A 20,038-nucleotide genomic window follows, 5' to 3' on the forward strand; every position below is an offset into this window, starting at 1 on the left:
AGGCGCACAGCAGAACTAGCCGATGTAGCGGGTCAGCCGCGCCGAGAGGCGCGGTTCCAGGCCACCGTCAGACATGATCCGCTCTTCGACGTACGCGAGGTCGCCGCCTTCGACGATGCCGTACAGGCGCTTCGCGCCGCCGTACAGTGCACCGGACTGGCTGCGGATCACCACGTCGGTGGCAAGTTCCCACGACGCCTGGGTAAGCGCACGGCCGTAGTACATTTCGACGACACCGGAGCTGTGGCTGAGCAGGAGCTCGACGACTTCCTGGTTGACGCTGCCCGGGATGCCGTCGCCGCCCATGCGCCAGTACCCGCTCTCGCGCAGATCAGGGCTCACGTACTTGCCCTCGGCGTCGAGACGCCAAGATCTGGACTCCCAATTGAGGTAGGGGCCGCCGTCGTGAGAGATGACGATCTGCTGACCGAAGGCGTAGTCGCCGGTCTCGTCGTGCCCTTCGCCTTCGCCGCGCCAGACACCGACGAGGGGGAGCAGTGCGAGGAGTTCGGGATTGATGTCCGGGCCGAGGCGCAGGTTTGCGGTGTCCTCTGGCAACGGAAGGTCCGGCAGGGTCGGAATGTTGAGCGACGCCGTCGACTTGGAGCGCTCGACGGCGATGGCGACAGCTTCGTCCCCGCTGCCGCGCCTTACGGCACCTGCAGCGGCGGAATCGTCAGCGGTCGCGTCGGACCCTGAATCCGGAGCCTGACTCACGACTCGTCGGTGACCAAGCGGTACACGACGTACACGGAGAACCAAGCGATCATGACGGATGCGAGTGCGAGGAGTACCTCGAAGAAAATGACCACGGGTACATCTTAGACCGCGGCGACCGACCGGAAAAATCGGGAGCCGGAATGCAGAAGGCCCCGCACCGAAGGGGTGCGGGGCCGCCTGGAAAAGCAGGAATTACTTGCTGACGGTCACGTCCACGTTGTGCACGCCCGAGCCCTCGGGAGCGACAGTGGATGTGCCGTTGCCCGAGCTGGACAGTGCACGCACGGTCCACTCGCCCGGAGCGGCGAAGAAGCGGAAATCGCCGGTTCCCGATGCCACGACCTCGGCCGTGAACTCTCCGGAGCCGTCGAGCAGGCGCACGAATGCGCCGCCGATGGGCTGGCCGTCAGCGGCGAGAACGCGGCCGGTGATGACCGTTTCCTTCTCGACGTCGACGCCGGCAGGCAGGGTCTGCCCCTGGGTAGGTGCTCCACACATGATCAGGCTCCCAATTCGATCGGTGCGCCGACGAGTGAGCCGTATTCGACCCAGCTGCCGTCGTAGTTCTTGACGTTGTTCTTGCCGAGGATCTCCTGCAGTACGAACCAGGTGTGGCTCGAGCGCTCGCCGATGCGGCAGTAGGCGATCGTTTCCTTGGTGTCGTCGAAGCCCTTCTCCGCGTACAGCTTGGTGAGGTCGTCGTCCGACTTGAAGGTGCCGTCCTCGTTGGCGGTGGTGCTCCACGGAATGTTGATGGCTCCGGGGACGTGGCCACGCTGCTGCGCCTGCTCCTGCGGAAGGTGGGCGGGAGCGAGGATCTTGCCGGAGAACTCGTCAGGGCTACGAACGTCGACGAGGTTCTTGCTGCCGATGGCGTCGATGACCTCGTCGCGGAATGCGCGGATCGAGAAGTCGGGGGTCTCGGCCTTGTACTGCGTGGCTTCGCGGTTGACTGCGTCCTTGGAGAGCGGGCGTCCGTCGAGTTCCCACTTCTTGCGGCCGCCGTCGATCAGCTTGATGTCCTGGTGGCCGTACAGCTTGAAGTACCAGTACGCGTAAGCGGCGAACCAGTTGTTGTTGCCACCGTAGAGAACGACGGTGTCGTCGTTCGCAATACCCTTGGCGGAGAGCAGGTCCGAGAACTGCTCCTGGTTCAGGAAGTCGCGTCGGACGCCGTCCTGGAGGTCCTTGCGCCAGTCGAGCTTGACTGCACCCTCGATGTGGCCGCCGTCGTATGCGCTGGTGTCCTCGTCCACCTCGACAAAAACGGTCTTGGGGGTGTTGAGGTTCTGCTCAGCCCAGTCAGCGGAGACTAGGACGTCGGAGCGAGCCATGGTGTTCCTTTCGATGTGGTCTTGCATCGGTCGATATCTAGCAGGGGTTCAGCGGGGTTGTGTGGCAAGCGTTTTCACGCGGTGGTCGCGCGGCCGGTATTTCGCAGCCTGGCGACGAGTGGGTAGATCTGGCAGCCGAGGCAGATGCCGAACGCGGCGTTGAGCAGGGCCGCGAACAGGGCGAAGCCGGTGGCAACGGTGCCGACGATCGTCGACCCGGCCAGGAAACCGACCGTGCCTGCCAACGCGAAGACGAAGCCGACGAACTGAGCGAAGCGCAACGGCGCCACGGGTTCGCGTTCGCTGACCGGCGAGAGTCGCGGGGCGACGAGCTTGCCGAAGATCTGGCCGTACGGGCTGCGCTTGGGGCCGAGTACCGCTCCGACTGCGAAGACGATCGCCTGCAATGCGAGAACGACGGTGGCGGCGGGCAGAGAGAAGGTCGAGAGGATGAGCGTGAGAACGAGAACGCCGGTGGTGACCCACGCGGCGAACCGAGGTCCGCGGACGTCGACTTGCTCGAGCTGGGCTGTGGTTGTGGACATCGGGAGTGCTCCTGCGCTGGATTGCATGGTGCTTGCCTGGACCGAGAAAAGGGGACGCAAAAGTCCCACTCGGTGGATTGATCACGTGAGCGAAAGCTCGAAGGTCAGAGAGATCTGACGGATGTGGTGATCAGCAACAGGTACAGCAACAGCCCCCGAGGCGGCACAGGTCTACTGCGCGGCGTCGGGTGAGCATCAGCTCGTGGCGGGTTTGCACGTCGGCGAGTTTACCCCGAATTCTCGGATTTTGGCTCGTGGGGTCCGGATAGTGGTACGAGCGCAGCTTTCAGATCGGCTGCGGACGGCACACCGGACACTCGGAACTGTTCCTCCAGGCCACCGTCGAGGATGAACGTGGTGGGCAGCGACAGGACGCTCATTTCGCGTGCCAGAGCCGGTTCTTTGTCGATGTCGAGCTCGATCTCCACCGGCGGACGGGGAGCGTCCGCCATCGAAACCACAACCTGGCCGACGACGCGGCGTACTGCCGCGCACGGTCCGCACCAGTCGGCGGAGAAATGCAGTACGACGGGTCCGCCGTTCGGCGAAGAGACTCCGGCAGAACTCAGCAGTTCGAGGCGACTGTCAGCGGCGCCGGCTGCGGCAGGCGTGGTGACTCGGACCTTCCCGTTGCGTGACTTGAGAAAGAGCCCGACCGCGACGACGGCGACAAGCGCGACCAGCAGAATTGTGATCCCGGTCATCGGTTCTGCAGCTCTGCGAGATCGATCGTCGTGTTTTCGGCGCTGCCTTCGATCACGATTCTTCCGCCTTCCGCGTAGACCAGGCTCGGCTGAATTCCGTAGGGGAGTGCCTGCGGATCGATCGTGTAGCTGAACAATCCGAGGACCACGGGTTCGAGTGCTGCGGGGATCGAGAAATCGGCTTTGCCCTCCGGACCGAAGTACAGGTTGCTTGCGACGATCTTGACCTGCCCACCTTCCAGAACCAGGTTGGCCTGGACGCTCACTGCAGTCTCGACCGGACCGACGGCAACCGTTCCGGTCAGCACGACGGCCCCCGCGGTGCTCGCGCCCGTTCCACCGCTGCCCCCGGTGCCATCCGACTTATTGGCCGGCGGCGAAGATACCTGCAGGTCAGGGATGTTGAGCAGCTTTCCGAGGTCGGTGGCGTTGATTCCCATCCGGCCGTCGAGTTTGTCGACGGGGAGCTGGGTGACATTGCCGTTCACGATGTCGGAGAAGGGAACGGTGACCCCGCGCAGGTCGGCTTCGACGGTCACTTCGCCGACCACGTCGCTCTGGACGCCGGTAGCTCTGACGTAGACGTCCTTGTATTTCCCGCCGAGTGCTTGGGTGAGGAAGGGGAACCCGTTGAAGGTGACCTCAGGATCCGACTCGAGTGATGCGCCGGTTCGGAGCTCGCGGGAAACCCGGTACTCGGCGTACGCGGCAGCGCCGAAATCGGCCACCAGTCCGAGGCCGAGGAGAAAGACGATGCCGATGATCAGTTTGCGCACCGCACCATTGTGACGGACTCCGGTCGGGGTTCGATGCGACGGCCCCGGTACCAGGCACGCTAATGTAGGGACCGACCAAAAGCGTCGAACTACTCGAGCGTTGCCCTCACGGGTTGCGCGGGCTACTAGATAGGAGGCCGTGTGGAACTGCTCCTCCTCACCTCCGACCCCAACCCGGAAGCTGTACTACCGGCGTTGGCGTTGCTGGCGCACTCGGTTCGGCCTGCCCCCACAGAGGTTTCCTCGCTACTCGAGGCAAGTTCCGCGGACGTGGCATTGGTGGATGCGCGCACTGATCTAGCTGCCGCACGCGGGTTGTGTCGATTGCTCGGAAGCACAGGATCCGCAGTACCTGTGGTCGCCGTCCTCACCGAAGGCGGACTCGTTGCCGTCAACGCCGACTGGGGGTTGGACGACATCCTGCTTCCCGGTACCGGTCCGGCTGAGGTGGACGCCCGATTGCGGTTGTTGGTCGCCCGCAGCGGCGGTGTTGCCAGTCCGGAAGCGTCGGGAAAGATCACGCTGGGCGAACTGGTTATCGACGAGGGGACGTACACGGCACGACTGCGTGGACGGCCCCTTGATTTGACTTACAAGGAATTCGAGCTGCTCAAGTACCTCGCGCAGCATGCCGGTCGGGTATTCACCCGGGCACAGCTGTTGCAGGAAGTGTGGGGCTACGACTTCTTCGGCGGCACCAGGACGGTCGACGTCCACGTGCGTCGTCTGCGGGCGAAACTCGGCACCGAATACGAGTCCTTGATCGGTACAGTCCGAAATGTCGGATACAAGGCAGTGCGTCCAACCAGGGCCAAGGGTGGCGCAGCTGCTCCCGTTCAGTTCGAGGACGACGAAGACGTCGACTACGACGCGGCCGACGGATCGGTGGTCTGACGTGGGTTGGACAGATTCACTGCCGGCCGGATCCGCCGAGCAGGTTTCCGCGCTTCTCGATCGCGCAACCGAGTTCGACGGCAAGGCGCCCGTGTCGGAACAGGGGCGCCATGCCGTTGCCGGGCGCGGCGCAGCACGACACTTTGTCGAACTCGACGGCGATACGGTCGTCGGTTATGCACAGCTGCAAGCCGGTTCGGACGAGCATCCCGACATGGCCGAGTTGGTGGTCGACCCGCAGGCGCGGCGCCGCGGTATCGGAACCAGGCTTGCCGCAGCGGTATTCGACGAAGGTCGGCCGGGCACGCGAGTCTGGGCGCACGGAAACATCGACGCCGCAGTGGAATTCGCCAAGAGTCTCGATTTGGTCAGCGTTCGTGAACTCCTCCAGCTGCGTCGACCGCTCGATGCTCCGCAGCTTCCGGAAATCGTTGTGCCCGAAGGTATAACGATGCGGACGTACCGTGGGCCCGAAGACGATTCCGAGATCCTTCGCGTCAACAATGCGGCCTTCTCCTGGCATCCCGAGCAGGGTGGCTGGACCCAGGCGGAGATCGACGAGAGAACGGCCGAAGGCTGGTTCGACCCGGCCGGTCTGTTCATGGCGTTCGCGGACACCGATCCCGATACTCTTCTCGGCTTTCACTGGACCAAGGTGCACGCACCCGAAGGTGACGATCCGGAGTTGGGGGAGGTGTACGTCGTGGGTATCGATCCCGCGGCGCAGGGACGTGGTCTCGGCCGAGTGCTGACGCTCGCAGGCATGCATTACCTGCGAGATCGCGGCCTCGGAACGGTCCTTCTGTACGTCGAAGGTGACAACACTGCCGCCCTCCACACGTACGAGCGACTCGGCTTCGATCGGTTCCACGTGGACATGGCTTACGCTCGCGCGCTCTGACGTCACAGTCGAACACGCAGAAATGTCCAGTCTGTTCATTCTCTGTTAACCATGTGTGGTCCAACCGGACACCGCGCCCGCCTACTTTTCTCTGTGGGCAGCGCCGTGTTGCCTGATGCAGATTTCAATCATTTTGCATCTCATGTCGCCGCCCGATCGTGGGCGTGGCGGTAGCGATTTCCGGAGGATCTTGGTGAATCTCAAGCGCAGTGGTGCCCTGCTCGGTGTAGTGGCCGTGGGCGCCATGACCTTGGCCGCATGTGGCAGCGACAACAACTCGTCGTCGACGGGTGTGGACGCGTCCGCATCGAACGCAACGTGCGAAGGCAAGAGCAACCTCTCTGCCGCTGGTTCCTCGGCACAGAAGAATGCCATGGACCAGTTCGTCGCCACCTACATCTCCGTGTGCCAGGAAAAGGGCAAGACCGTCAACGTCGCCTACAACCCCAGCGGTTCGGGCGACGGTCGCACGCAGTTCATCGCCGGCCAGATCGACTTCGCCGGCTCCGACTCGGCCATCAAGGACGAGCAGGCCGACAAGGCCAAGGAGCGTTGCGTCGGCGGCGAAGCCTGGAACCTTCCCCTCGTCTTCGGCCCGATCGCAGTTGCATACAACCTCGACGGCGTCGACAAGCTCGTTCTCAACGCAGAAGTTCTCGCGAAGATCTTCAACGGTGGCATCACCAAGTGGAACGATCCGGCAATCGCCGCGCTCAACTCCGGTGCTTCGCTTCCCGACGAGAAGATCACCACCGTGATCCGCTCCGATTCCTCGGGCACCACCGACAACTTCCAGAAGTACCTCGACGCGGCATCGAACGGTGCTTGGACGTCGGGCGCAGGGTCCGACTTCACCGGTGGCGTCGGTGAGGGCGCCAAGGGTTCGGCGGGCGTTGCACAGGCAGTTGCCACGGCACCGGGTTCGATCACCTACGTCGAGAAGTCGTTCGCCGATCAGAACAAGCTCTCGGTTGCAGAAATCAACACCGGCTCCGAGGCAGTCGCACTGACCAACGACTCGGCCGCAAAGTCGATCGCAGGCGCGAAGTTCAAGTCCGACGCAACCGGCGACCTGACGCTCGACCTCGCGTCGATCTTCAAGACCAACGAAGCCGGCGCATACCCGCTGGTTCTCGCCACGTACTCGATCGTCTGCTCCAAGGGCTACGACGCGGACACCACCGCAGCAGTGAAGTCGTTCCTGACGAGCGCGGCCAACGAGGGTCAGGCCAACCTGGCCGAGCAGGGTTACGTCCCGCTGCCGGCCAACGTCCAGGATCGCCTCAACGCGTCCATCACGGCAATCAGCTGACCTAGAGACTCGTGCGGACAAGCTCATGGATCTACATTCAGACGTGAAGGAAGTGAGCGCACATGAGTGACGCGCCCATCACCTCGACATCTCGTTCTCCCGGCCCCGCAACCAGCGGGGCCGGGGTGGGCGGTCCGAACGGCACCACGGAGGACACGATTACTTCCACCAAGGCTCCAGAAACCGAGCATCCTCCGAAGGGTGACGGTCCGGGAAGCGGCAACAGCAAGACGGTGACCCGTCCGGGTGACCGCATCTTCAGCTCGCTCGCATCCGGTTCGGCAATCTTCATCACGGTTGTCATCGCAGCGATCGGCGCGTTCCTGATCTGGCGTGCTGTTCCTGCTTTGAGCCGGAACCAGGTCAACTTCCTGACCAGCCGTGAATGGGTCACGCAGAACATCAACGCGATGGCGTTCGGTGTCCTCGATCTTTTCCAGGTCACGGTGTTGGTCTCGCTGTTCGCACTGGTGCTCGCGATGCCGATCGCACTGGGTATCGCGATCTTCCTGACTTCGTACTCACCCAAGTGGCTCACGCGGCCACTGTCGTACACGATCGACCTTCTCGCGGCCGTGCCGTCCATCGTCTACGGCCTGTGGGGACTTCTCGTGTTCGCTCCGGCGATCACCCCGGTCGCGGTGTGGCTCAACGACACACTCGGCTGGTTCCCGCTCTTCGCCGACGGCAGCGGATCGATCACCGGTGGCGGCACCATCTTCACCGCAGGCATCGTCCTCGCCGTGATGATCCTTCCGGTCATCACCGCAGTGACCCGCGAGGTGTTCATCCAGACCCCGCGCTCACAGATCGAAGCAGCACTCGCTCTCGGCGCCACGCGCTGGGAAGTTGTGCGCACCACGGTCATCCCGTTCGGTAAGTCCGGCTACATCAGCGGCTCGATGCTCGGTCTCGGACGCGCACTCGGCGAGACGATGGCGCTGTACCTGATCCTGCGCACCACCTCTCAGGCCTTCGGCTGGTCGCTGTTCGACGGCGGCTCGACCATCGCCTCCAAGATCGCCCTCGGCTACGCGGAGTTCAACAACGACATCCAGGCAGGCGCGTACATCGCGGCCGGACTGGTGCTGTTCGTACTGACCTTCGTCGTCAACGCGGCTGCCCGCGCAGTGATCGCCGGAAAGAAGGACTGACCCATGACCTCCACTCTGGACCGGCCGGTCAAGGCCCCCACTTTCCAAGGCGTCGGCGCCCGTCGTCGTGCCAAGGACGTCATCGCGACCATCCTGGTGAGCCTGGCAGTCGTCATCGCGCTCATCCCGTTGGTCTGGGTGCTCTTCACGGTCATCGCAAAGGGCCTGCCCGCTCTGACGTCGCCCACGTGGTTCACCAACTCACTGAGCGGATTGACGGCGTCGGCCGACGGCGGCGGTATCTATCACGCATTGATCGGCACCCTGCTGCAAGGCATCGTGTGCGCGGTCTTCTCCATCCCGCTCGGTATCTTCGTCGCGATCTACCTGGTGGAGTACGCCGACCGGAAGTCGAAGCTGGGCAAGCTCACCACGTTCATGGTCGACATCCTCAGCGGTGTTCCGTCGATCGTGGCCGCGCTGTTCATCTACGCACTGTGGATCGCGACCTTCGGCTTCCCCAAGTCCGCGTTCGCCGTGTCGCTGGCTCTGGTCCTTCTCATGGTCCCGGTCGTCATCCGCTCCACCGAGGAAATGCTGCGCATCGTCCCGATGGATCTGCGCGAGGCGTCGTACGCGCTCGGTGTGCCGAAGTGGAAGACCATCTCGAAAATCGTTCTGCCGACGGCGCTTCCCGGCATCATCACCGGCGTCATGCTGGCTCTGGCCCGCGTGCTCGGTGAGACCGCGCCGCTGCTGATCCTCGTCGGCTACGCGCCGTTCATCAACTTCGACCTGTTCAACGGCGAAATGGGCACTCTGCCTTCCGTCATGGTCGCCGAGATGAACAACCCCACCGACGCCGGCACCAACCGCATCTGGGGCGCAGCACTGACCCTGATCCTGCTGATCGCGATCCTCAACATCGTCGCGAAGCTGATCGGTCACTTCTCACAGGTCAGAAGCAAGTGATGCGGCCTCGGAACATGTTCGTACTCAACAGCGTCAACAACTCAGTAGGGAGCCGGTAATGGCCAAGCGTCTGGATCTCAAGGACGTCAACATCTACTACGGCAAGTTCCACGCCGTCGCCGATGTGGGCCTGTCCGTCCCGCCCCGGAGCGTCACCGCCTTCATCGGCCCGTCCGGTTGCGGCAAGTCCACCGTTCTCCGTTCACTCAACCGCATGCACGAAGTGATTCCCGGTGCGCGCGTCGAGGGTTCGGTCCTGCTCGACGGCGAGGACATCTACGGCTCGAACGTCGATCCTGTCGGCGTCCGCAAGACCATCGGCATGGTGTTCCAGCGACCCAACCCCTTCCCGACCATGTCCATCAAGGACAACGTCGTCGCGGGCTTGAAGTTGCAGGGCGAGCGCAGCAAGAAGAAGCTCGACGAGGTGGCCGAGCGTTCGCTGCGCGGTGCCAACCTGTGGACCGAGGTCAAGGATCGCCTCGACAAGCCCGGTGGCGGCCTCTCAGGCGGTCAGCAGCAGCGTCTGTGCATCGCGCGTGCCATCGCGGTCTCGCCCGACGTTCTGCTCATGGACGAGCCGTGCTCCGCGCTCGACCCGATCTCGACTCTCGCGATCGAGGACCTGATCACCGAGCTGAAGAAGGACTTCACGATCGTCATCGTCACGCACAACATGCAGCAGGCTGCGCGTGTGAGTGACCAGACGGCATTCTTCAACCTCGAGGCAACCGGTAAGCCCGGGCAGCTCGTCGAGATCGACGACACCGAGAAGATCTTCTCGAACCCGACGCAGAAGGCCACCGAGGACTATATCTCCGGCCGCTTCGGATAGCCCCTGGGATTGCACACTGCACGATGATGTTTCACCCCCGTTTCCAACAGGAGACGGGGGTGAAACTTTTTGGTTGTGGTGATAGTTCCCACTCCGGGGCGCAGAGCTGAGCGTCGTTGGGCGCCCGAATAATTCGATGAGCAGCGCAAGTGCGCCGAGTGGGCGCTGAAGTAGCCGCCGATGTGAATCTCGTGGATACTGACGACGCTTCGGGCAATGCTAATCTCGGCCCGACAGCACGCTGTCGATCGATGTCGTTTCACAACCGGAAGGGCTTGTCAGTGCACCTCACCCCTTCAGATACCGAAAAGCTCCTCCTGAGCGTTGCGGGCATGGTCGCCCGCGACCGCCGCGAGCGCGGGGTACTGCTGAACTACCCCGAAGCGATGGCCCTGATCTCGTGTTGGATTCTCGAGCGTGCGCGTGACGGAATGACGGTTGCGGAACTGATGAACGCCGGTCGGCAAGTGCTCACCCGCGACGACGTGATGGAAGGGGTACCCGAGATGATTGCAAATGTCCAGGTGGAGGCCACTTTCCCGGACGGTCGCAAGCTGGTCACCGTGACGGAGCCCATTCGATGATCCCCGGTGAGGTACGTGTGTCCACCGAACCGCTCGAGTTCGGTACTGACGCGGAAAAGATCACGATGGTCGTCGTCAACGACGGCGACCGCCCCATTCAGATCGGTTCACATCTCCACCTTCCAGCGGCCAACCCGGCGCTGACCTTCGATCGCGAAGCGGCAGACGGCTTCCGGCTCGACATCCCCTCGGGAACGTCGGTTCGGTTCGAACCCGGGGTAAGCAGGACGGTGACACTGATCGCGCTCGGCGGACTCAAAAGGGTTCCGGGCCTGCAGATCGCGCCGGACGAAGACCTACCGACGCATGCGCGTGAGCCCAAGACCGTGATGCCGTTCGGCACGCCCGGTGTCGAGGTCGAAGAACCTTTGCGAGCGTCCTCGGTGAACGTTCGTGTGAGTGATGTTCCAGTCGAAGCGGATTCACCGGATGACGCCGCGACGCCAGTTGAGAGGACAGCCGAATGAGCAGGATCGATCGACGCGGTTACGCCTCCTTGTACGGCCCGACCGCTGGCGACCAGATCCGTTTGGCCGACACAGATCTGTGGATCGAGATCGAGCACGACTACACCGCGACCGGCGACGAGATGGTCTTCGGCGGCGGCAAGAGCATCCGCGAGTCGATGGGCCAGGGCCTGACCACTCGCGATCAGGGCGCTCTCGACGTCGTCATCACCAACACGGTGATCCTCGATCACTGGGGAATCGTCCGGGCAGACGTCGGAATTCGCGACGGACGCATCGTTGCGATCGGCAAGTCCGGTAACCCCGACATCATGGATGGCGTACACCCCAAGTTGCTCATCGGGCCGAGCACCGACGTGATCGCCGGCGAGGGGAAGATCCTCACCGCGGGTGCGATCGACACTCACGTGCACTTCCTCAGTGAAATCGAGATGATGGAAGCGCTCGCGACCGGTACGACGACGGTGGCGGGCGGCGGAACGGGCCCAACCGAGGGAAGCAAGGCAACCACCGTCACGCCCGGCGCCTGGTCGCTGACGATGATGCACCGGGCCCTCGACCACATCCCGCTCAACGTTCTTCTCCTCGGCAAGGGCAGCACCGTCAGCCATGAGGCCATGCGTCAGGAAGCTCTCGCCGGCGCAGGTGGATTCAAGGTCCACGAGGACTGGGGTTCCACTCCGGCGGCAATCGACGCAGCTCTGCGAGCAGCCGACGAGTTCGGGCTCCAGGTGGCGCTGCACGCCGACAGCCTCAACGAAACCGGCTACGTACAGCACACTTTGGACGCGATCGCCGGACGCGGGATCCACGTGTTCCATGCGGAAGGCGCCGGCGGCGGGCACGCTCCGGACATCATCGTGACGGCAGGTGAGCCGAACGTTCTTCCGGCATCGACCAATCCGACGTTGCCGCACACCGTAAACACGGTTGCCGAGCACCTCGACATGCTCATCGTGTGTCATGCGCTCAATCCCCGGGTTCCGGAGGATCTTGCCTTTGCCGAGTCCCGGATCCGGCCGACAACTATTGCAGCGGAAGACTTTCTGCACGACATAGGTGCCATCTCCATCACCTCGTCCGACGCCCAGGCGATGGGCCGTATCGGAGAGGTGACCCTGCGGACGTGGCAGGTCGCCCACGTCATGAAGGCCCAGTACGGCAAGCTGGGCACCAGCATGCCGGCCGACAACGAGCGTGCGCGCCGTTACGTCGCCAAGTACACGATCTGCCCCGCGGTGGCTCACGGTATCGATCACGAGATCGGATCGGTCGAGGCCGGGAAGATGGCGGACCTGGTGCTGTGGGATCCCGCGTTCTTCGGTGTCCGTCCTTCTGCCGTGATCAAGGGTGGGGCGATAGTTGCTGCGCCGCTGGGTGATCCGAACGCTGCTATCCCGACCCCGCAGCCGGTGTTCGTTCGGCCGGCCATCGCGGCAACTCCGGGATCAGCCCCGCACCTGTCCACGACGTTCGTCTCGCCGATGGCGATCGAGGACGGTCTGGCCGGTCGTCTCGGTCTCACGCGCACCCTTACCGGTGTTCGTCCGACGCGGCACCTCACCAAGGCGGATATGCCGAACAACACGGCACTGCCGTCCATCGACGTCGATCCGGAGACGTTTGCCATCAAGGTCAACGGCGACCTGATCGCGCCCAACCCCGTTGACGTAGTGCCGATGGCTCAGCGCTACATGCTGTTCTGAAACCATGTCAATCGAGATGGCGTCTGCCGAGATAGCATCGATGCTCTTGGCAGACGGGCGTCTGCCTACCGGCGGTCACGCTCACTCGTCGGGGTTGGAACCGGCTCTGGCGGGCGGACTCCTACAGAGTCAGGTCCCCGACTTCATTCGCGGTCGACTCGAAACAGTGGGACTTGTCGAGGCCGCTGCAACGGTGGTCACGCGCCGCTGGGCCGTAAGTGCCGGTGGTGCAGGCGAACTCGAGGACATCTCGAGGGAACTGCTCGCTCGGACGCCCAGCGCACCGCTGCGTGAGGCGTCTATTCAGCTCGGACGTGGACTGGCCAGGCTGGCGTCGCGATTGTGGCCGCAGCACCCCGCGGTCCAGATGCTCATGGCGCTGCCTGGGCATCCGATGCGTCCGCTCGCGTTGGGAGTCTTCACGGCGATCTCCGGGATGGACGACCTACAGGCAGCCAGATCTTGTTTGTACGACGACGCTCAAACGGTGGCGTCGGCGGCACTGAAGCTACTGCCGGTGGATCCGGCAGAACCGGTCGAATGGTTGCTCCGAGCAGCCCCGACCATCGAAACCGTCGCCGCGGCTGCCGTAGCAGTCGAGGGCGTCACAGATATACCCGCAACAACAGGACCGTTGGTCGAACAATGGTCACTCGAACACCACGCTCGATCCAGGAGGATTTTCCGTGCTTGACAACCTGAACAACACCACCACTGCTGCAAGAGGTTTGAGGCTCGGCGTTGCCGGCCCCGTCGGCACAGGCAAAAGTACCCTCATCGCCACCATCTGCCGCGAGCTCGCGTCGGAGTACGAGATCGCGGTGGTCACCAACGACATCTACACCGACGAGGACGCGCGACTGTTGCGCGCGGCCAACGTACTTCCGATCGAGCGCATCGTCGCAGTCGAGACCGGCGCGTGCCCGCACACGGCCATCCGTGACGACGTGACGCCGAACCTCATTGCGGTCGAAGACCTCGAGCGTCAGTTCCATCCCCTCGACATGGTGATCGTGGAAAGCGGCGGTGACAACCTGACCGCCACGTTCAGCCCGGCACTGGTCGACGCCCAGATCTTCTGCATCGACGTCGCGGGCGGCGGAGACGTCGCACGCAAGGGTGGTCCCGGAATCGAGCGGGCAGATCTGTTGGTGGTCAACAAGATCGACCTGGCCCCGTACGTCGACGTCGACGCGGTCCAGATGGTTGCCGATGCCACGGCCGCGCGAGACGGACTTCCCGTGCTCGCGCTCAGCCAGAAGGATCACGCGACGATCGACCAGCTCAGTGCGTGGCTTCGCCAGGTCATCGCAGCTCACCGCGCGGGTAGTCACACCCCGCAGGATCCGGGCCCGATGGCGCCGCACTTCCATGCCGATGAAGAAGACCACGGACACGGTCACGGGCACAGCCACTCTCACGCTCACTGATGCGCACCGGAGCTACGCGGGTCGTCGTCGAGAGAGTGGGTGACACCGCTGTTGCGCGAGAGCTGATCTCGGGCGACTTCCTGGCCCCGCGGTTCGTCGACGCTCGCGGGCTCACCGTGCGAATTGCCTTGGTAGGGCACAGTGCAACGCTGCTGGCAGGCGACGACCTGCGTATCGAATTCGTAGTCGCTCCGGGTACGTGCCTCGAGGTGATCGAGCCGTCGGGGACCGTCGCGTACAACGCGCGTGGCGGCCGGGCGTCGTGGTCGGCTTCGGCGAGCGTCGGCGCCGGTGCGGCGCTGATCTGGCGCGCGGCACCGTTTGTCGTCGCGGGCGGCGCGGATGTGACCAGGCGCGTGGATATTTCACTGGAATCCGATGCGGTTGCGCTGCTCGACGAGATGATCGTGTTCGGCCGGACCGGCGAAACCGGCGGTGCCCTTCGCTCGGATCAGCGCATTACCGTCGACGGTGACGCGCTGCTCGTGGAAACACTCGACCTGCGTAGCGTGCCGGGCCGTTCGCTGCCGGGAATTCTCGGTGGCCATCGCGTGCTCGGTACGACCATGCTGTTGGGGATCAAGACTTCCGACGTGGTCGAAGGGCACGTGACGCCGCTGGCGGGAGCAGGGATGCTGGCACGGGCCGTGGCCGATCACGCACACGAGGCGAGCGCAGCGTTGGATCCGATCTGGTCGCAGTGGCGTGGGCGGGTTTCGCAGAAGTACAGCGACTGATTCGCCCGACCGTCACACTTCGGGAGGCTGCGTCGTCCAGTATGTGACCAGGCCGAAGAGAGCCGGGCGCACGGGTTTGACGGAGGCATCATGCAGATTGTTGTTCTGGGCGGAACCGGCCAGATGGGAAAGCTGGTCGTCGAGCAGGCGAAAATCGGGGGCCATGACGTCGTCGCCGCCGCTCGATCGACGGGAGTCGACATCTCTACGGGTGCGGGGTTGGACGAAGCATTTGTCGGTGCCGACGTTGTCATCGACGTGAGTGATCACGTCACCAACAGTGCCAAGAAGGCGATCGAGTTCTTCGAGACGGCAGCGAAGAACATCGCCGCGGCCGAAGCCAGAGCAGGCGTGAAGCATCACGTGCTGCTCTCGATCGTGAACTGCGACGATCCGCAGTTGAAGTCCTTCGGGTACTACCAGGGAAAGGCCGCGCAGGAACGCGCGGTGGAAGCGTCGGGCATTCCCTTCACGATCCTGCGATCCACTCAGTGGTTCGAGTTCGGCGAGAAGACCATCGCGCTCTTCGGACTGGGGCCGGTCGCGATGGTTCCCCGGATGCGCTCCCAACCGATAGCGGCGAAGACCGTCGCCGAGGCTCTGGTGACGTGCGCTCAGAACGGTCCGACCGGGAGGGCTCCAGATCTCGCCGGGCCTGAGGTCCTCGAGATCCCGGCCATGACGCGTGAGATTTTGAAATACCGTGGCCGACGCAAGTGGCTGATCCCGATCTCGATGCCGGGAGCGGGTAAGGCGATGAAGGGTGGGGCGCTGCTGCCCGGGCCGGGATCCACAACTGCAGGACCCACGTTGAAGACCTGGTTACACGAGAACTGAATAGGAAAGGCGGCCGTGCAAGTGCGCGGCCGCCTTTTACTCACGTGGACTGTTGGGTTCAGAGATCCGGGTACGAGGTGAGGTTGTCGACCTTCTCGGTGGTTTCCGGCTCTTCGGGCAGCTTGCCGGTCACCAGGAAGATGACGCGTCGGCCGACCTCGACGGCGTGGTCGGCGAACCGCTCGTAGAAGCGGCCGAGCAGCGTGACGTCGACTGCGGCGGCAACGCCGTGCTTCCACTCGCGGTCCATGAGGACGGTGAAGAGGTGGCGGTGGAGGTCGTCCATCGCTTCGTCTTCTTCGCGCAGGCGGGCAGCGCGCTCGGGGTCGCGGGTCTCGAGGACGACCTTGGCGGCCGCACCGATGGAGACAGCGATGCGTCCCATCTCGGCGAAGTAGCCGTTGACCTCTTCGGGAAGCACGTGGTTGGGATGTCGGCGGCGCGCGATCTTCGCGACGTGCAGGGCGAGTGCACCCATGCGGTCGATGTCGGCGACGATCTGGATTCCACTGACCACCGAGCGCAGATCTCCGGCAACGGGAGCCTGCAGGGCGAGCAGCGCAAACGCGCGCTCCTCGCAAATGGTGCTGAGTTCGGTGATCTTGTCGTGTTCGCCGATTACTTGTTCTGCCAGGGACAGGTCTGCCTGGAGCAGGGACTGGGTGGCGCGCTCCATAGCGGCACCTGCCAGTCCTGCCATCTCGCCGAGCGTGTCTGCAAGCTCGGTCATCTGTTCGTTGTAAGCCACGCGCATGAGGTCAGAGCCTACGTGCCGTGAAAGACCAAGTCACAAGCACCAGGTGAACGCAAGGTGAATGAACGCGTGTCAGTCGCAGGTGGTGTCGCCTGCGTTGACGCTGGCGATGTCGGCGGGCAGAGCCGTCGAGGTGCTGGTGTCGACCGATGTCGGATTTGCCGCCAGGATGGTCCCCGGGTCCGCGGGGGCGACGACGGTGCCGGCGAAATTGCTTCCGACGACGACCTCGATCATGTCTCCCATGCTCGGAGCGAGAACGAGAACCGCACCGGGAATCGACGACGCGACAGTGACCGCTTCAGCCTCGTAACCTGCTGCGTAACGCACGACGGTGGTCGAGGCTTGAGCATTCGCCAGGCCGGTGGCTGCGCTGAAGTTGCCGACCGTGGAGATCTGGAAACCGTAGGCAGCGAGGCTGTCGGCGATCGTCGCGGCCTGCCCGGCGATTCCCGACGCGTTGGAGACGTCGACCGAGATGTTGTACGCACTCATCGCTTCGACGGAAGTGGCGGCGGGCGGCGTGCTGGACGTAGGAGGGGTTGTCGTGGAACTGGTCGACGACGGTGTGGTGTCCTCGCGCTCTTCACCCGGAAGCGGTTCGTCGTCGATGATCGCCTGGAAGAGGGACTTGATCTCGTCGGTGCGAGGAATCTCGTTGCCCCAGTCGTTGGTGCCGTCCGTGGGGACCGTCAAGAACGTCACCGCGCCCGCGTCGACGTTCTGCAGCGAACGGCCGAGGGTGACCAGCGACTTCGTGTCGATGTTCTCGACGAACGTGTCGCTGGTGAAGGCGTTGATGAATCCGTTGAGCTTGCTCGGATTCAGGAGGACCTGGTTGGACAGGGCCGAGCGGAGCAGCGCCGACAGGAACTTCTGCTGACGGGTGATGCGTCCGTAGTCGCCGTTACCCTCGGCTTCGACGTGGCGCGCACGCACATAGTTGAGGGCGGTACGGCCGTCGAGCATCTGCGTTCCGCCGGATGCGAGGACGGTTCCGAGGATGCCGTCCTCGATCGGTCCGGGGGAGCAGACGTTCACGCCGCCGACGGTGTCGACCATGCGCTCGAAACCGGCGAAGTCCATTCCGACGAAGTGCCCGATTTTCAGGCCGGACATCTTCTGGATGACCTTGACCAGGCACTTGGGACCACCGAGTGCGTACGTCGCATTGAGCTTGTCGCCACTGGCGGCCGGGAAGGTTTCGCTGGTGTACTTGCCGGCGTCGTTGTCCCAGCCCTGGCAGATCGGACGTTCGACGTCGAGGTCACGCGGGAAGGAGACGGCGACGACGCGGCTTCGGTCGGCGGGAATGTTCACCAGCATGACCGTGTCGGCGCGCGCGCCTTCGGCGTCTTCGACGGTTCCGGCGCCGATCTCACCGCTCGCGCCGGCGCGGGTATCGGTGCCGATGATCAAGTACGTCTCGTCGCCGAGCTGGCCCCCGGCGTCGATGATGTCGTCGGACTCGGTGTCGAGTGCCGCAATCTGATCGAAACCGCCTTCGACTGACCGCAGATAACCCCAGACGACGCCGGTCAACGCGAGAGACATGACGGCCAGGAACGCTACTGCCGATCGGCCGATCACTTTTGCGCGATGGCGGCGGCGAATCTTGCTTTGCGCCAGACGGGTAGCGCCGGTGTCACCGACTACCCGCGGCACTGCGGAGGTGACGGGATGTTCTTCGGTGATCCAGTCCGCAGCGGCAGGCGGGACGGTCGGACGCGCGGGAATCGGCCGGGCCGGGGGCGGCGCGGACGCTGATGGAGGTGGAGTCCTGGGTGGCACGGATTTGGTCGGCGCTGCCTTGGGCGGTGCAGCCGGGGCAGGTGGCGGCTTCTTGTCGCCTACCCGACGGACCAACTCGGCGACCGAAACAGAGTCGTCGGTCGGAGGCGAATCCCGGCGGCCGGTCCGTCCACTGCTGCGACGCTCCGGGGGACTGGGTGGTTGCGGTGCTGGTCGCTGGGGTGTGGCAGGACGCTGGGGAGCTGCCGGTTGGTCCGGGCGGGCGTTGCGGAACCGCTTGTCTGCGAGCGGACGTTCCCAGGGGGCGCGGCTCTCGGGCGGAGGTGGGCCCGAATCGTGATCATCACCCACCGATGCAACCTGTCCCGTCGTCGACTGTCAGTAACTCGTCATTCAGATGCCGGCGTCAACCGGCTGTCGACGAAGCTGGAGCCATATTACTGGTGAATCCTGAGTGCTTCACTCAGAAAGTGATGAGAGTAATCCGACGGCGTGTTCTCGCTAGCCACCGGAGTGCATCATGTCAGCCCCCACCGGCACAAGATCGTCCTCGGGATCGTCGAGCCAACCTTCCGGAAGTGCTACCTGACCGGGCGAGCCTTGGCGACCCCGCGGACCTTCGGCGTCCTTGGGGAACGGGACGTCGTGATCGAGCTGTCCGAGCAGGTCGTCCAGTTCGGACAACGTGCTGACCAACGCCATCGAGACCCGCAGATCCGATCCGACCGGGAACCCACGCATGTACCAGGAGACGTGCTTGCGAAGTTCGCGCAAGCCCTTCATCTCACCGTGGTGTGCGGCGAGCAGCTGGGCGTGACGGGCGATGATCTTGGTGACTTCGCCGAGCGTCGGCGGCGTGGCGATCTGTTGTCCGTTGAGAGCTGCGCTGAGTTCCGCGAACAGCCATGGCCGTCCGAGGCAGCCACGTCCGACGACGACGCCGTCGCAGCCGGTCTCGTTCATCATCCGGGCAGCATCCGAAGCATCGAAGATGTCACCGTTGCCGAGGATCGGAACGTCGGTGACGTGTTCCTTGAGACGCGTGATCTCGTTCCAGTCAGCAGTGCCGGAGTAGCGCTGCGACGCGGTACGTGCGTGAAGTGCGACGGCAGCAGCGCCTTCAGCTGCGGCGATCCGGCCGGCGTCGAGGTGCGTGTGATGTTCGGGGTCGATGCCGACGCGCATCTTCACGGTGACCGGAATATCGGTGCCCTCGGTGGCGCGCACAGCAGCCGCGACGATCTGTCCGAACAGCCGACGCTTGTACGGCAGCGCGGAGCCACCGCCCTTGCGGGTCACCTTCGGGACGGGGCAGCCGAAGTTCATGTCGATGTGATCGGCCATGTTCTCGTCGACGATCATCTTGGCCGCGGCGTAGGTCGTATCCGGGTCGACTGTGTACAACTGCAGCGACCGGGGCGTTTCGGTCGGGCCGAACGTGGTCATGTGCATCGTGGCCGGCTGGCGCTCGACGAGCGCACGTGCCGTGACCATCTCGCAGACGTAGAGGCCGGACGTGCTGCCTGCACGTTCGAGTTCGAGTTCACGGCACAGCGTGCGGAAGGCGACGTTGGTGACGCCCGCCATGGGGGCGAGGACCACGGGGCTGTGCAGCTCGAGTGAACCGATACGTAGGGATGACATGTCTACCTCTGAACAAATACTTGTGACAATTGGAAGTGCC

22 protein-coding genes and 1 pseudogene are annotated in these 20,038 nt (G+C 63.9%); 13 read left to right on the top strand and 10 right to left on the bottom strand.

Annotated elements, in window-relative coordinates:
- Window positions 1–15: 15 nt before the first annotated feature.
- The 7 genes from RE4_RS04650 to RE4_RS04675 all read right to left on the bottom strand — a co-directional run bounded on the left by RE4_RS04650 (window position 16) and on the right by RE4_RS04675 (window position 4,079).
- Window positions 16–621 carry a heme-binding beta-barrel domain-containing protein gene (locus tag RE4_RS04650; RefSeq protein WP_170320401.1) on the bottom strand — a complete coding sequence of 202 codons (606 nt, stop codon included), beginning with the start codon at window positions 619–621 and terminating at the stop codon, window positions 16–18.
- A gap of 291 nt (window positions 622–912) precedes the next feature.
- Complete coding sequence (locus RE4_RS04655) at window positions 913–1,218, bottom strand: DUF1416 domain-containing protein (RefSeq protein ID WP_003939797.1); 306 nt, start codon at window positions 1,216–1,218, stop codon at window positions 913–915.
- A gap of 2 nt (window positions 1,219–1,220) precedes the next feature.
- On the bottom strand, window positions 1,221–2,054 hold the full coding sequence (locus RE4_RS04660) for a sulfurtransferase (RefSeq protein ID WP_020908929.1): 834 nt from the start codon (window positions 2,052–2,054) through the stop codon (window positions 1,221–1,223).
- A 74-nt stretch (window positions 2,055–2,128) separates the two neighbouring features.
- Window positions 2,129–2,599 carry a DUF4395 domain-containing protein gene (locus RE4_RS04665; protein ID WP_020970613.1) on the bottom strand — a complete coding sequence of 157 codons (471 nt, stop codon included), beginning with the start codon at window positions 2,597–2,599 and terminating at the stop codon, window positions 2,129–2,131.
- Between the two features lie 130 nt (window positions 2,600–2,729).
- Complete coding sequence (locus tag RE4_RS31830; protein ID WP_350318872.1) at window positions 2,730–2,816, bottom strand: putative leader peptide; 87 nt, start codon at window positions 2,814–2,816, stop codon at window positions 2,730–2,732.
- 10 nt (window positions 2,817–2,826) lie between these two features.
- Window positions 2,827–3,303, bottom strand: coding sequence for a thioredoxin family protein (locus tag RE4_RS04670; protein WP_020970612.1), 477 nt, complete (start codon window positions 3,301–3,303; stop codon window positions 2,827–2,829).
- A complete protein-coding gene (locus tag RE4_RS04675) occupies window positions 3,300–4,079 on the bottom strand; it encodes an LmeA family phospholipid-binding protein (RefSeq protein ID WP_003939847.1) in 780 nt (259 codons plus the stop codon). The genes RE4_RS04670 and RE4_RS04675 overlap by 4 nt, the downstream gene beginning before the upstream one ends.
- 141 nt (window positions 4,080–4,220) lie before the next feature.
- Between RE4_RS04675 and RE4_RS04680 the strand changes: the two genes are divergently transcribed.
- The 13 genes and pseudogenes from RE4_RS04680 (at window position 4,221) to RE4_RS04740 (ending at window position 15,848) form a co-directional block, all read left to right on the top strand.
- On the top strand, window positions 4,221–4,973 hold the full coding sequence (locus tag RE4_RS04680) for a winged helix-turn-helix transcriptional regulator (protein ID WP_003939728.1): 753 nt from the start codon (window positions 4,221–4,223) through the stop codon (window positions 4,971–4,973).
- 1 nt (window position 4,974) lies between these two features.
- On the top strand, window positions 4,975–5,874 hold the full coding sequence (gene mshD / locus RE4_RS04685; protein ID WP_060938086.1) for a mycothiol synthase: 900 nt from the start codon (window positions 4,975–4,977) through the stop codon (window positions 5,872–5,874).
- A gap of 193 nt (window positions 5,875–6,067) precedes the next feature.
- Complete coding sequence (gene pstS / locus RE4_RS04690; protein ID WP_019745088.1) at window positions 6,068–7,186, top strand: phosphate ABC transporter substrate-binding protein PstS; 1,119 nt, start codon at window positions 6,068–6,070, stop codon at window positions 7,184–7,186.
- 62 nt (window positions 7,187–7,248) lie between these two features.
- Entirely contained in the window at window positions 7,249–8,340 is a 1,092-nt protein-coding gene (gene pstC, locus RE4_RS04695; protein WP_007733846.1) for a phosphate ABC transporter permease subunit PstC, read from the top strand.
- A 3-nt stretch (window positions 8,341–8,343) separates the two neighbouring features.
- On the top strand, window positions 8,344–9,252 hold the full coding sequence (gene pstA, locus RE4_RS04700) for a phosphate ABC transporter permease PstA (protein WP_003940100.1): 909 nt from the start codon (window positions 8,344–8,346) through the stop codon (window positions 9,250–9,252).
- 58 nt (window positions 9,253–9,310) lie between these two features.
- Window positions 9,311–10,087, top strand: a complete 777-nt coding sequence (gene pstB, locus RE4_RS04705) for a phosphate ABC transporter ATP-binding protein PstB (RefSeq protein ID WP_019745087.1) — start codon at window positions 9,311–9,313, stop codon at window positions 10,085–10,087.
- Window positions 10,088–10,368: 281 nt separating this feature from the next.
- Window positions 10,369–10,671 carry an urease subunit gamma gene (ureA, locus tag RE4_RS04710; RefSeq protein ID WP_003939800.1) on the top strand — a complete coding sequence of 101 codons (303 nt, stop codon included), beginning with the start codon at window positions 10,369–10,371 and terminating at the stop codon, window positions 10,669–10,671.
- A pseudogene (ureB, locus tag RE4_RS31520) lies at window positions 10,668–10,958 on the top strand (urease subunit beta); the annotation flags it as partial. The gene ureA and the pseudogene ureB, both read left to right, overlap by 4 nt.
- A gap of 176 nt (window positions 10,959–11,134) precedes the next feature.
- A complete protein-coding gene (locus tag RE4_RS04720; protein ID WP_019745084.1) occupies window positions 11,135–12,844 on the top strand; it encodes an urease subunit alpha in 1,710 nt (569 codons plus the stop codon).
- Window positions 12,845–12,848: 4 nt separating this feature from the next.
- Complete coding sequence (locus RE4_RS04725; RefSeq protein ID WP_047889843.1) at window positions 12,849–13,538, top strand: urease accessory protein UreF; 690 nt, start codon at window positions 12,849–12,851, stop codon at window positions 13,536–13,538.
- Window positions 13,531–14,274, top strand: a complete 744-nt coding sequence (ureG, locus tag RE4_RS04730; protein ID WP_020908922.1) for an urease accessory protein UreG — start codon at window positions 13,531–13,533, stop codon at window positions 14,272–14,274. Before RE4_RS04725 ends, ureG begins: the two co-directional genes overlap by 8 nt.
- Window positions 14,274–15,011 (top strand): urease accessory protein UreD, encoded by a 738-nt coding sequence (locus RE4_RS04735; protein ID WP_020970608.1) that lies wholly within the window; start codon window positions 14,274–14,276, stop codon window positions 15,009–15,011. Before ureG ends, RE4_RS04735 begins: the two co-directional genes overlap by 1 nt.
- Window positions 15,012–15,101: 90 nt before the next feature.
- The gene (locus RE4_RS04740; protein WP_020970607.1) at window positions 15,102–15,848 is read left to right on the top strand and encodes an SDR family oxidoreductase; all 747 of its coding nucleotides are present in this window, start codon (window positions 15,102–15,104) and stop codon (window positions 15,846–15,848) included.
- 58 nt (window positions 15,849–15,906) lie between these two features.
- On the opposite strand, the gene phoU is transcribed toward RE4_RS04740, so the two are convergent.
- From phoU to dusB, 3 genes are all read right to left on the bottom strand, one after another.
- Window positions 15,907–16,602: a phosphate signaling complex protein PhoU gene (gene phoU / locus RE4_RS04745; protein WP_003940130.1), complete on the bottom strand. Its 696-nt coding sequence runs from the start codon at window positions 16,600–16,602 to the stop codon at window positions 15,907–15,909.
- Window positions 16,603–16,674: 72 nt separating this feature from the next.
- Window positions 16,675–18,705, bottom strand: coding sequence for an LCP family protein (locus RE4_RS04750; protein WP_060938088.1), 2,031 nt, complete (start codon window positions 18,703–18,705; stop codon window positions 16,675–16,677).
- A gap of 150 nt (window positions 18,706–18,855) precedes the next feature.
- Complete coding sequence (gene dusB / locus RE4_RS04755) at window positions 18,856–19,998, bottom strand: tRNA dihydrouridine synthase DusB (RefSeq protein ID WP_003939756.1); 1,143 nt, start codon at window positions 19,996–19,998, stop codon at window positions 18,856–18,858.
- Between the last annotated feature and the right edge of the window lie 40 nt (window positions 19,999–20,038).

The sequence above is a fragment of the Rhodococcus erythropolis NBRC 15567 genome (genome assembly GCF_001552595.1).
Lineage (GTDB): Bacteria > Actinomycetota > Actinomycetes > Mycobacteriales > Mycobacteriaceae > Rhodococcus_F > Rhodococcus_F erythropolis.

What these genes read in the sequence shown, in the direction of transcription:
- RE4_RS04655 (WP_003939797.1), bottom strand. Translation starts at nt 1,218, where the DNA reads ATGTGTGGAGCACCTACCCAGGGGCAGACCCTGCCTGCCGGCGTCGAC.
- RE4_RS04660 (WP_020908929.1), bottom strand. Translation starts at nt 2,054, where the DNA reads ATGGCTCGCTCCGACGTCCTAGTCTCCGCTGACTGGGCTGAGCAGAAC.
- RE4_RS04665 (WP_020970613.1), bottom strand. Translation starts at nt 2,599, where the DNA reads ATGTCCACAACCACAGCCCAGCTCGAGCAAGTCGACGTCCGCGGACCT.
- RE4_RS04670 (WP_020970612.1), bottom strand. Translation starts at nt 3,303, where the DNA reads ATGACCGGGATCACAATTCTGCTGGTCGCGCTTGTCGCCGTCGTCGCG.
- pstC (WP_007733846.1), top strand. Translation starts at nt 7,249, where the DNA reads ATGAGTGACGCGCCCATCACCTCGACATCTCGTTCTCCCGGCCCCGCA.
- pstA (WP_003940100.1), top strand. Translation starts at nt 8,344, where the DNA reads ATGACCTCCACTCTGGACCGGCCGGTCAAGGCCCCCACTTTCCAAGGC.
- pstB (WP_019745087.1), top strand. Translation starts at nt 9,311, where the DNA reads ATGGCCAAGCGTCTGGATCTCAAGGACGTCAACATCTACTACGGCAAG.
- RE4_RS04720 (WP_019745084.1), top strand. Translation starts at nt 11,135, where the DNA reads ATGAGCAGGATCGATCGACGCGGTTACGCCTCCTTGTACGGCCCGACC.
- RE4_RS04725 (WP_047889843.1), top strand. Translation starts at nt 12,849, where the DNA reads ATGTCAATCGAGATGGCGTCTGCCGAGATAGCATCGATGCTCTTGGCA.
- RE4_RS04735 (WP_020970608.1), top strand. Translation starts at nt 14,274, where the DNA reads ATGCGCACCGGAGCTACGCGGGTCGTCGTCGAGAGAGTGGGTGACACC.
- RE4_RS04740 (WP_020970607.1), top strand. Translation starts at nt 15,102, where the DNA reads ATGCAGATTGTTGTTCTGGGCGGAACCGGCCAGATGGGAAAGCTGGTC.
- phoU (WP_003940130.1), bottom strand. Translation starts at nt 16,602, where the DNA reads ATGCGCGTGGCTTACAACGAACAGATGACCGAGCTTGCAGACACGCTC.
- dusB (WP_003939756.1), bottom strand. Translation starts at nt 19,998, where the DNA reads ATGTCATCCCTACGTATCGGTTCACTCGAGCTGCACAGCCCCGTGGTC.